This is a genomic window from Aerococcus sp. UBA6277 (genome assembly GCF_002440555.1).
Lineage (GTDB): Bacteria > Bacillota > Bacilli > Lactobacillales > Aerococcaceae > Aerococcus.
In genome coordinates this window covers 75,609-87,397 of the sequence record NZ_DJUR01000043.1, presented here as the reverse complement: position 1 = coordinate 87,397, position 11,789 = coordinate 75,609, and the positions used below count along the sequence as shown (strand labels likewise).

Genomic DNA, 11,789 nt, shown 5'->3' with positions numbered 1-11,789 from the left:
GTGCGCATTTTGTAATTGTTTTTATGAAAAAACGATCAGATAGCTTGAGTATAAAAAAAGGCAGACAAGAGCATCACTCTATGTCTACCTAGGAAAACGTGTCAAAAAATACTGATAGCATTCAATAACCCTAACAGTTTTTAATCCCTAGCATAAGACAAGCGCTCCGCACCTTAATGGGCATTAAGGTTTGACAGGGATAACCCTCTTAGGTATTACCCCCAACACAGAAATTCTGCATTTCGGCACAACCACCTTTCACCATCGGCTACTGATTGGTTGCGCATCCTCTATATCTATACTTTCTATTCGTATAATCGTTAGTTTAAAACTAACATGACTACCCACTAAAGGCAAGGGCTAAATGAAAAAACTATTAGATTTCGCAATCATTATTTGATTTTCTTTTTCTTATTAGACTTATAGACTCTGGGCAATCGTTGGCTTAAATTCGTCAGGACTTCATGGGCAATCGTTCCAGCATGACTAGCAACGTCCACCACATCAACAGTTTGGCCACCATTTGTCCCAATTAAGGTCACTTTAGCGCCAACAGGCATCTCGTGGGGGATGCGAATAATCATCTGGTCCATACAGATCCGGCCTACACTCGGACACCGCTCACCGTCAACAATGGCATCCAAGCCCAAATAACTTCTTTGCCAGCCGTCCGCGTAGCCAATTGGTAGGGTAGCCACCCATTCATCCGAACCGGCCACATAATCAGCCCCGTAGGAAATCGTATCGCCCGCACGCATTTGTTTGACGTAGATAATTTCCGTCTCCAAGGTCAATGCTTGCTTGAAATCAACAGGCGACGTCACATCTTCCATACTTGGAATGGAACCGTATAAGCCCAGGCCAAGTCGCGCAACATCCAAAGTTTTTTCCGGGTACCAAAGGCTTAAGGCAGAGTTTGATTGATGGAAAAGGGGGGTGTACCCTAATGCTGAGTAGTCCAATTGACCAAGTAAATCTTCAAAAAAGTCCGATTGGGCTTGAACCTTATCCTTACCATGGTCAGTGAAAGAATCAGCTGTAGCATAGTGGGTAAAGACTGAAGCTAACTTAAATTTCTTAGGATGTTTGGCAATGTAATCAATGATTTTTTGCGCTTCTTTAGCAGACCGCACGCCAATCCGTCCCATTCCAGAATCCACTTTAAGGTGGACATTCAATTGATGAAGGCGAGAAAAGTCTTTATCGTGTTTCTTGGCGTATTTTAAATAGTCTAAGCTAGACACTGTCACACCAATTTCTAAATTGGCTAAAAGCCAAGCGTCGTCTGGATCAGTCAAGCCTAAAATCATGATAGGGGCAATAATCCCAGCGTCTCTTAATTCTAAAGCTTCATCCGCAACCGCGACTGCAAAACTGTCGGCACCGCGAGATTGGAGGGCGTCGGCTATTCTGACGGCACCTAGACCATAGCCGTCAGCCTTAACAACTGCCATGACAGCTTTCTTACCGATATGCTTTTTAATAGCGAAATAATTATGAATAATCGCATCTAGAGACACGATGGCCTTACTAGGGCGATGATAACCAATGGTCATAGTTTAAACCTCTCTTTATCACATGGATTAATCGAAATAGATAGTAAATGACGTGAATACCGCGCATTTCACTTCTCATTTATTATACCACTTGTGGGTAAAAACTCGAAAGAAGGGTCTCTAACTTAAGGAAAAGCTAAGTTAGTCCAATCCTAAGGGCACCTTAGTGGTCATTTAAACATCATCAGAGGTAGAGATTTGTAGAAACTTCGGTACATAACTATTGTAAGTAAGGATCCAAGGAACAACTCGGTCTCTTGGAAAAATGTACTCGATACCAACAGCGACAATGGCTCCCAAGAAGGTATCTAACACCCGAAGTAGGGCATAGACATATTGGTTGTGCTCTGGAATATTGAAGACAATGACAAGGAAAGTGGCGCTACCACCAATAACCCCTTGTGGATTCTTAACGAGAAGGTTAGTTTGAATCGTAATTAAAATACCTAAACCGGCTAAAAGTGCAGTAATCAAATAATGGTCAGGCAATAACTTATGTAAAAAAATATAAACTAATGAGGCAAAAGCTCCACAAACAATGGCTAAGGTTCTGCGCAAACCAAAAGAAAGCGACGAGGTGACGTCAGCCCTTTGTGAAAACACCGCTGAAAGCGCAGCAATTTGCGGGTCAATAGGGATAAACGCTGAAATAAAGACAATCATAAAGACACTCAAAGAAGTCTTTAGGGTCCGCATACCAACATGAAAATTTTGTTTCACTGAAATAGGCTCCTTTAATTAAGAGGGAAAGTTGAAAAAATCCCCTTCTCTACAATTTGAATTTTCTTGTAAATAGATTATACTAGGAATACTGGATAAAATGAACTAAATAATAAAGGAGGTGCACTAGGTGAAGCGGCAAACATATCGCCAAGCGAAAAAAGCGCTTGAACGCGAGAAGAAGAATAACCAAAAAAAGTATGGAAAAGCTTTTTCAGATGACATTAAATTCTCAGTCCCTGAGACAACACTCACACAGGATACTGCTGAATTTAACGTCGAAACGTTTGCGGAAACGCCTGTGCCAAAAGAAACCTTCCAAGACTTAGACACCAATGAAATCTTCTTTGAAAGACAAAAACAAAAACAGTACTTTTGGTCAGGTTCAAGCAATCATTCCCGCAAAGTACTGGTATGGATTATTTTGGCCCTCGCTATCCTAGCGGTAGCCTTGCTTGGACCGCGCGTTTTCGAATTCTTCCAAATGCTCTTTAAGTAGAAAAAGTGCGCCAGAAGTCGTTTAGAAAAACACTAGAATAAAAGTAAAAAGCGCCCTTCACTTGTCGTGATGGGCGCTTTTTTGAAGCTTATAATTTAAATATTTAGCATCATAAAATGAAAAATAGGGCATTGGTGGACTGTGTAACCAGTATCATTTTGGTTGAATAATAATCATATCTTTGGTGAAGTGGTTCAAGTTTTCAGTGCCCCCATCATGCGCAATCACTAAATCTTCAATACGAACGGCTGTGTTACCAGTCAGGTAAATACCAGGTTCGATTGAGAAGATATTGCCATCTTTAATGGTAGCTGTATTAGCTTTTGACACATCGCCTTTTTCATGAACTTCGCGTCCGATGAAATGGCCTAGTCGGTGGGTAAATTGGTCACCATATCCTTGGGCTGTGATGTAATCACGCGCTGCATCGTCCACATTCGCCAAAGTTTCGCCAACCTTGACCGCGTCAATACCGCGTAAATTGGCTTCGAGCACGATGTCATATACCCTTTTGGCCTCAGCACTAGGCTCACCGTAATAAACGGTACGGGTCATGTCGGAACAGTATTCTTCATGTTTACAGCCGATATCAATGACAATCGAATCACCCAGTTTCGGCGAGGTATGATCAGATTCATGGTGTGGGTCAGCACCGTTTGGACCGTAAGCAATAATGGGTTCGAATGAAAAACCGGCATCTGCGCCTTCTTCATCGTAAATACGGGCTAATTCATCTACTGCAGCCAATTCGTCCAAGCCAAGTGGTAAGACTTCCTCGATTAAACGAGCCATGGCCCGGTCGTTAATGTCTGAAGCTTTACGCATTTTTTCTTGTTCTTCAGGGGTTTTAATGGCTCTTTGGGCATCAACTAAGTCAGAACCTACTTCAAAAGTGGCTTGGTTGTATGTTTTGGCGATGGCTAACAGTTGGTCAGCCCGCCACAATTTATCCACGCCGATTCTTAGTGGGGCGTCGGTTGCTGGGAAGTCCGCTAGATTTGCGAAGGCTTCAGCGATTGTGTCGTTATCATCTACCCAAGTAACGTCAACTTCAGCTAATTCGTCGAATACAAATAGCTTGTTAGCGATAATTTGTGGACTTTTGTCCGGTTGGATAATCAATAACCAAAAACGTTCCATGGGGTCAAAATTGACACCGGTGTAGTAGTCGATGGATGCCTTGTCGCTAATGACTAGGGCATCTAAGTTGTGGTTTTTAACTTGTTGTTGAATGGTTGTTAGTCGGTTGCTATGTTCTTGATCCATATATCCTCCATCTCTTCTTACAGATAGCCGTCAGAAGAATCTTCATTATATTTCTCTTCAGCTTCTGGATGTTCCTCAATATATTCCTCAAATTCATGTAAGGTCATACCATCATGGGTTTCAAGGAAGTCCTCACGGCGATCTTTACGGTATTTGACCATTTTCTCTTTAAATATTTCACCAGTAGTCGGTGGGGTCCAGGAAACGGCGTTAGCGCCAGCTTCGATCACCTTACGAATGGTGTCTTCATTTTGACCACCAGTTGCGATAATCGGCACATCTGGGAAATCCCGGCGAATCCGTTCAACGATAGCGGCTGTTTCTTTGCCACCTGAAACGTTTAGGATATCCGCACCGGCAGAAATTCGTGCTTCAATATCGTTATAGGCAGAGACAACTGTTGCTACAATCGGGGAGTCGACGGTGTGTTCAATATCTAGAATATTCTCTGCGGTCATCGGGGCATTCACCACAACCCCTTGAACCCCTGTCGCTTCCGCGAAAAGGGCAATATCTACGCTACGCTTACCCTGAGTTGTACCGCCACCAACGCCGGCAAATACAGGCTGACTGGCTACCGATGTTACTGCTGAAATGATTGCAGGATGCGGGGAGAATGGATAGACAGCTAAGACGGCATCCGCATTACAGTATAGGATTGTAGCGACGTCAGTTGTAAAGACGAATGATTTTAAAGTTCTTCCAAACACGCGAATACCGGACGCTTCGTTAATAACTTCTGGCACCATCACCATATCGCTTCTAAATTGCGAAGAGATATTTTGAGAGCCGTTTTTTGGTTGATTCAACGCTATAACCTCCATTTAATTGATTGAATGGGTGTTTCAGATAGTTCTATTCTTATTATAGTACTTATATAAAAAGAATGACAATTCAAAATCTCGACAGGGCGTCATATCAAGTAAAGAAGTGTTCAATTAATTCGATTATGAAATATAAAATAACATTGATACCGAAACATGTTAAGAAATCTATCAAAAAAGTTGACACTTGCTTAAGAAATGATTAGAATTATTTTATCTTTATGCAAGAATCCTGTTTACATTCAAGTTTATTGCAATTGTATTCAAAAGGAAAAATTAAATAAGAAGAGGTGCGATGATGATTACATTTGATCATGTTGAAAAATATTATGGTAAATTCCACGCGTTGAAAGACATTAATCTGAAGATAAATGAGGGTGAAGTTGTGACCTTGATTGGACCTTCTGGTTCTGGTAAATCAACTTTGATTCGGACGATAAATGCTTTAGAGAAGGTAGACTCAGGCCATTTAATTGTTGACGGTAAAGATATTACAGACCGCAACACTGACATCCGTCAAATTCGCCGCGACTGCGGTATGGTATTCCAACATTTCGAATTATATCCTCACATGACGGTGTTAGAAAATGTGACATTAGCGCCTTTAAAAGTCTTGAAGAAAACCGATAAAGACGCCCAAGATAGAGCAGAGCGTTTATTACAACGTGTAAACATGTGGGATAAACGTGATGCTTACCCAGGTCAATTATCTGGTGGGCAAAAACAACGTGTGGCCATCGCTCGTGGCCTAGCTATGCGTCCGAAAATTATGCTATTTGATGAACCAACTTCAGCCCTTGACCCAGAAATGGTTGGGGAAGTGTTGGATCAAATGAAACGTATCGCCTTTGAGGACAACATGACTATGGTTGTCGTAACGCATGAGATGGGCTTTGCCAAAGAAGTATCGAATAGAACCGTCTTTATGGCAGACGGGGAAATTTTAGAAGATCGTCCATCAAAAGAGTTCTTCGAAGATCCTCATGATGAACGTGCCGTGCAATTCCTAAGCAAGATCATAGTCTAATCACCAAGTCACGCTTAAGGAAAGAGGGAAATACCATGAAAAAACTATGGCGAATTGTTGCGCTAGTGGCTTTTGCTTTCTTGGCTACGGCCTGTACAAGCACTGCTGCTAGCCAACAGGATATTGCTGAGCGAATCGACAGCGAAGCCTACCCGGTCATCACTTGGGGGGTAAAAGTCGATACCAACTTATTTGGGAAATATAATATTGAAGAAAACCGGATCGAAGGTTTTGATATCGATATGGCGAAAGAGATTACTAAGCGTGTCGGTGGGGAAAACGCCGAAGCAGAATTTGTTGAGGTAACCTCTAAAACCCGTATTCCTTTACTGAAAAACGGGAACGTAGATGCTTTGATTGCAACCATGACCATCACAGAAGATCGGTTAAAACAAGTTGACTTTAGTCAAGTGTACTTTGATGCCGGGCAAGCCTTGATGGTACCTGAAGATTCTGATATAGAAGGTGTTGAGAGCTTGACGAGTGAACATACCGTTTTGGCGGTAAAAGGGTCTACATCAGCCCAACGAATTAAAGAAGCAGCGCCGGATGCGAATATCTTAGAGTTAGAAAACTACGCTGAAGCCTTCACGGCCTTAAAATCAGGTCAAGGGGACGCGATGACCACGGATAATGCTATTTTATTAGGGATTATGGAACAAAATCCAGGTTACAAAATTGCTGGATCAACCTTTACAAAAGAACCATATGGTATTGCCATCAACAAGGGCCAAGATGACTTCTTAAATGAAGTAAACCAAGCCATTGATGACATGGTAGCTGATGGTACGTATCAAGAAATATATGCAAATTGGTTTGGTGACGATACTGAGTCATCAATTGCAGAGTAGGGAGGTTGACCACATGTTTGAATTATTAACAAATTATTCTGATTTAATTATTGAAGGATTTATCAATACCTTGATTGCATCAGTGATCGCTCTGATTGCTTCCTTAATTCTTGGTGGTTTAGTGGGAATTATCCAAACCTTAGAAAACAAGGTTTTAGCTAAAATTGGCGATATCTTTGTAGAATTTTTCCGTAATATTCCTTTATTGATTATTGTGATGTTTTTCTATGTAGTTATTCCTTTATACGGGATGGATATTACCGGATTCCAATCAGGGATTATCGGTTTAACGCTTTATACATCAGCCTTTATCGCGGACGTTGTGCGTTCAGGGATTGAAGCTGTACCTAAAGGTCAAAGAGAAGCAGGTATTTCACAAGGGATGACTTATGTACAAACGATGCAGTACGTGGTTTTACCACAAGCTGTGAAAATTGTGATTCCGCCATTAGGTAACCAATTTATCAACTTAGTGAAAAACTCTTCTATTCTAGCTATGGTGGCTGGGTTAGATTTAATGTATTACGGTGATTTAATTGCCAGTGAAACCTTTAATACTTTAGGGACTTACACAATGATCGCGTGTATTTACTTGATCATTACAGTACCTTTAACTTTATTAGTTTCATATATTGAAAAACGATTAGCACAACAGGACGTACGTTAGAAAGGAGCGGTAATAGATGGATTTTGCAGGTGCATTTCAATGGATGAATATCCAGTTTTTACTTGATGGTCTATGGGTTACGCTTCAAGTAACGTTTTACGCTATCATATTCTCGTTAGTTTTAGGTGGAATTTTTGGGGTTATTCGATTTATGGGAATTCCAATTTTGTCTAAAGTTTTAGGGCTAATTATCGATATTATTCGTAATTTACCTTTACTATTAATTATCTTCTTTACTTATTTTGCTTTGCCACAATTAGGGATTCGCTTAAATATTTTCTGGGCAGCAGTAGGGGCTTTGACTATATTTGAATCAGCCATGATTTCAGAAATTATTCGTGGTGGATTGAATGCTATTCCAAAAGGGCAGACAGAAGCAGGGATTTCAACCGGTTTAACTCATGTACAAACCTTGGTGTATATTTTATTACCACAAGCTGTGCGGTCAATGGCACCTTCGATTGTGTCGCAATTGATTGCCTTGATTAAGGATACGTCGCTTGCAACAATTATTTCCTTACCGGAATTGACGCATAATGCGAAGATTATCTATAACCAAAATACAGCATATGTGATTCCAATGTTTGTGATTATGACCTTCTTATATTGGTTGGTATGTTATACCTTGTCTAAATTTTCAAAATACCTATCAAACCGACGGTCTGACAAGGCTACAGCAAAAGATGGCGCTTTGAAAACACCGGCATAGCACAGTTCAATCCGTTGGCTATGGCATTTGCTATCATGTCCTTTGAACCAGTAGGATAGTTTTTTACATAGGCCCTAAATGGTTTCATTAATCTAAACACAGGTTAGGGATTCAAAGAAACTGAGTCTATGTTGGATAATTTTTTAATATTAACAAGGGGTCGAGACTTTTTCTCGACCTTTTTATTTGCCCAAACAATGTGATAAATAAAGAAAAATGAAAAAACTATGATAAAATAACACCATCATGAAAAACGTGAAAAGAAGGAGGCGGTCGCTTGGCTCAAGCAATGAACGCACAGAATAAACAAGGCGGGCTTTCGGGTTCTACCTTGAAATGGATCGCCATGGTCACCATGATTATTGACCACATGGGTGCAGCCATTTTACTGCCGTTATTAAATAATGGACAACTGGAAAGTTTTCATTATTCCCTGGCTTATACGGCTTATACCAGCTTTCGCCTAATTGGGCGGATTGCTTTTCCGATATTTTGTTTCCTATTGGTTGAAGGTTTCTTCCATACCTCTAATAAACAAAAATATGCTATAAGGTTAGGGATTTTTGCCTTGATATCAGAAATTCCATTTAACCTAGCCATTAGCCAGCAATTTTTTGATTTGGCCCATCAAAATGTATTCTTTACTTTATTGTTGGGGCTATTAGCAATCTGGTTGGCTAGTATAATGAAATACCGCTGGCTAGCTTTTATTCCTATCGTCTTATTAGCAATCGCTGCTGAGTATTTCAATACGGATTACGGCATGTTCGGCGTTATTTTAATCGGTGTCCTTTATGTCACCCAAGACCAACGATTCATCCAATCCTTTGCTGGGGCTGTACTCGTGCTATGGGAAGTGACTGCACCGATATCTTTTGTAATGACTTACTTCTACAATGGATTAAGGGGCCGTTACAACGCCAAATGGCTGTATTGGATTTACCCTATTCATCTGCTGATATTCGGCATAATTGCCCGTTATTTCATCGTGTAGCCCATTCATATAACACACAAGATTTAAAATTTAGAAAAAACTAGGAGAATAATATGTTAGATAAAATAGATTTCGCACAATATATCCCGCAATTAATCGAAGACATCCAAGGTTTGGTCCGAATCCCATCTATTCGCGATGATGAGGCGGCTACAGCAGATGCCCCTTATGGACCTGAAGTCCGCAAAGCGCTAGATTTTATGCACGATTTAGCTGTCCGTGACGACATGAAAGTTGGGGATGTTTACCCATATACCGTTCACATGGAACCCCAAAATGCGGGGACTAACCACCGGGTGGATGTTGCTAGTCATATTGACGTCGTACCCGTAGGGGCCTTGTCAAATTGGACCAAAGAACCATTTGGCGCTGAAATTATCGACGGCCGGATGTATGGTCGCGGAACATCAGATATGAAACGGAATGCCGTTTTGTCATACTATGCCGTTAAAATCTTACAGGATTACCAAGTTCCCTTAAAAAATGCCATCCGTATCGTAATTGGGTCTGACGAAGAATCAGACATGACGGACATTCCGCAATACGTCATCAAAGAGGGGGCACCTGATTTCGCCATCACACCAGATGGGCAATTCCCGCTACAAATCGGGGAAAAAGGGGCTACAACTTGGAACTTCAAAGGTGATTTGAAGCTAGATACCATTATTGAAAGTGTAGTTGGTGGTGCCGGATCAAATGTAGTACCATCAGAAGCGACATTCGTCATCGCTGATGCACTAAATCCTGGACTAGAAGCCTATGCCAAAAATAAACAGTGGCCAATCGCCATCAAAGAAGAAAATGGCCAAACAACCCTAACTGTTTACGGGATTTCTGCCCATGCCTCAACACCAGAAGCAGGAGATTCAGCCATCACCCGTGGTTTTGAAATCATTGCCAATACTTATTCAGATGAATTGGCCAACAAGTGGACACGCCTATTTCGTCCTTATGATGGGTCAGGATTTGACGTAGCCCGTAACCACGACATCATGGGTCCGTTGACATTAAACCAGGGTGTCATTGAGAAAACGGCAGACGGTAAAATTGCCTTTACTATTGATGTTCGCTACCCAACTAATATTACTGAACCAGAATTGACAGACGCCTTCACCAAAGAATTCGCGGATATCCCATTTGTGAAATCATTTGATACAGCGCCAATACTTTCTGACGTGAATTTACCAGCCAATCAATTATTGTTAAATACCTTCCACAAACATTTCCCAGACCACGCTATTGAACCTATTATCTCTGGTGGGGTATCATATAGTAAAGTAATGCCAAATTGTGTGTCATTTGGGATGAACTTCCAACATGATGCACATGTGGCCCACCAAGCCGATGAATACATCGAAATGGATACACTAGAAGATTTACTAAAACTATATACAGATGCTTTTATCCAACTTGGTCAAGCAGACCAATTAGGATAGGGTGCCAGACAAAGGAGTCATATGGTGAACGAAAAAGAACTCGTTGGGGTTGCAGCAGCCCAATACGTTGAAGATGGTATGGTCGTTGGATTAGGCACAGGCTCAACAGCCTATTACCTGATTACAGAACTAGGCAGACGGATGAAAGAGGAAGGCTTAGCCTTTACCGGTGTACCAACCTCCATACAGTCAGCCGATTTAGCAACCAGTCTAAACATTCCAATAGCCTCATTAAATGATGTCCCAGCCATTGATTTAACAATTGATGGCACAGACGAATTTGATCCACAATTAAATGGGATTAAAGGGGGCGGTGGTGCACACCTGATTGAGAAAATTATTGCAGTGAATAGTGAACGCGTCATTTGGATATGCGACCACAGCAAGCAAGTAGACCAATTAGGTGCCTTTCCACTGCCAATTGAGGTTATTCCAGCGGCCAGTCAACACCTATTCTATGCATTTGAGGATAAAAACTATGCACCAACATTCCGTCAATTACCGGACCGCAGCAAATTTATCACCGATTCAGGCAACTTTATTATTGACCTTCATTTAGAAAAAATAGTAGACGCAGTCAAGTTGGCTGACGAGTTGATTCAAATGGTCGGTGTTGTTGAACATGGCTTATTCTTAGGAATTGCGGACAAAGTCTTAATGGCTAATAATGGGCAAGTCGTAGAATTTAATGGGTAGTATGTGAGTTAATATCGAGTTAGGCATTTTCCTAGCTCGATTTTTTTGTAGTTATTATTAAAGGGGAGAATATAAATTTAGACCGAAAATGAGTGAATATAGGTGGGGGAATTTAAGAAGAAAAAGGTACTTTCAAAAAATGATAGGTATTCATAAAAAAACGTCAAAAAACAAAAAAACCGTTTTTTGACGTCTTAATCATAGTATATTCAATTGGCTATGCCTGATCATCATCTGAAATTAGAAAACCTTGTACAATCGTAAAAATGATTAAAAATAGATACCATAGTATTTTACGGTTTCTTTTTTTCTGTGCCTTACTAGTTGGCATAAGCTTAACCCCCTTACAGATAAATAACTTTTTTGGTATGTCTTATTATACCATGAAAAAGATTAAAGTTTAAAGTGATAGCTTATAAATATGTATCCCCTTACATTCTTATGGAAATGAATTTTGAATAGTATGGACAGGACGATCCTGTTACATTGCAAGCAATCCGTGAAATCCCAGGGTATGCGTTGAACGCGATGAGATTTCTAACGA

12 protein-coding genes and 1 riboswitch are annotated in these 11,789 nt (G+C 40.7%); of the genes, 8 read left to right on the top strand and 4 right to left on the bottom strand.

Annotated features, from left to right (window positions below; translation table 11 throughout):
- Positions 1-152: 152 nt before the first annotated feature.
- A riboswitch (Lysine riboswitch) is annotated at positions 153-301 on the bottom strand.
- Between the two features lie 91 nt (positions 302-392).
- Both alr and B2V22_RS07860 read right to left on the bottom strand, forming a co-directional pair.
- On the bottom strand, positions 393-1,556 hold the full coding sequence (gene alr / locus B2V22_RS07865) for an alanine racemase (protein ID WP_290491714.1): 1,164 nt from the start codon (positions 1,554-1,556) through the stop codon (positions 393-395).
- Positions 1,557-1,730: 174 nt separating this feature from the next.
- On the bottom strand, positions 1,731-2,276 hold the full coding sequence (locus B2V22_RS07860; protein ID WP_290491712.1) for an FUSC family protein: 546 nt from the start codon (positions 2,274-2,276) through the stop codon (positions 1,731-1,733).
- Positions 2,277-2,406: 130 nt separating this feature from the next.
- On the opposite strand from B2V22_RS07860, the gene B2V22_RS07855 reads away from it, so the two are divergent.
- Entirely contained in the window at positions 2,407-2,775 is a 369-nt protein-coding gene (locus B2V22_RS07855) for a hypothetical protein (protein WP_290491711.1), read from the top strand.
- Positions 2,776-2,928: 153 nt separating this feature from the next.
- On the opposite strand, the gene B2V22_RS07850 is transcribed toward B2V22_RS07855, so the two are convergent.
- Positions 2,929-4,041 carry a M24 family metallopeptidase gene (locus tag B2V22_RS07850; protein WP_290491709.1) on the bottom strand — a complete coding sequence of 371 codons (1,113 nt, stop codon included), beginning with the start codon at positions 4,039-4,041 and terminating at the stop codon, positions 2,929-2,931.
- 17 nt (positions 4,042-4,058) lie between these two features.
- Positions 4,059-4,850 (bottom strand): hydrolase, encoded by a 792-nt coding sequence (locus B2V22_RS07845; protein ID WP_396158994.1) that lies wholly within the window; start codon positions 4,848-4,850, stop codon positions 4,059-4,061.
- 313 nt (positions 4,851-5,163) lie between these two features.
- Between B2V22_RS07845 and B2V22_RS07840 the strand changes: the two genes are divergently transcribed.
- From B2V22_RS07840 to rpiA, 7 genes are all read left to right on the top strand, one after another.
- Complete coding sequence (locus B2V22_RS07840) at positions 5,164-5,892, top strand: amino acid ABC transporter ATP-binding protein (protein ID WP_290491934.1); 729 nt, start codon at positions 5,164-5,166, stop codon at positions 5,890-5,892.
- Between the two features lie 35 nt (positions 5,893-5,927).
- Positions 5,928-6,743, top strand: a complete 816-nt coding sequence (locus B2V22_RS07835; RefSeq protein WP_290491705.1) for a glutamate ABC transporter substrate-binding protein — start codon at positions 5,928-5,930, stop codon at positions 6,741-6,743.
- Between the two features lie 13 nt (positions 6,744-6,756).
- Positions 6,757-7,410 (top strand): amino acid ABC transporter permease, encoded by a 654-nt coding sequence (locus B2V22_RS07830; RefSeq protein ID WP_290491703.1) that lies wholly within the window; start codon positions 6,757-6,759, stop codon positions 7,408-7,410.
- A 16-nt stretch (positions 7,411-7,426) separates the two neighbouring features.
- Positions 7,427-8,119: an amino acid ABC transporter permease gene (locus B2V22_RS07825; protein WP_290491701.1), complete on the top strand. Its 693-nt coding sequence runs from the start codon at positions 7,427-7,429 to the stop codon at positions 8,117-8,119.
- Between the two features lie 277 nt (positions 8,120-8,396).
- Positions 8,397-9,113 carry a TraX family protein gene (locus tag B2V22_RS07820; protein ID WP_290491699.1) on the top strand — a complete coding sequence of 239 codons (717 nt, stop codon included), beginning with the start codon at positions 8,397-8,399 and terminating at the stop codon, positions 9,111-9,113.
- Between the two features lie 53 nt (positions 9,114-9,166).
- On the top strand, positions 9,167-10,549 hold the full coding sequence (locus tag B2V22_RS07815) for a Sapep family Mn(2+)-dependent dipeptidase (RefSeq protein ID WP_290491697.1): 1,383 nt from the start codon (positions 9,167-9,169) through the stop codon (positions 10,547-10,549).
- A gap of 21 nt (positions 10,550-10,570) precedes the next feature.
- Positions 10,571-11,245 (top strand): ribose-5-phosphate isomerase RpiA, encoded by a 675-nt coding sequence (gene rpiA / locus B2V22_RS07810; RefSeq protein WP_290491695.1) that lies wholly within the window; start codon positions 10,571-10,573, stop codon positions 11,243-11,245.
- The last annotated feature ends 544 nt before the right edge of the window (positions 11,246-11,789 follow it).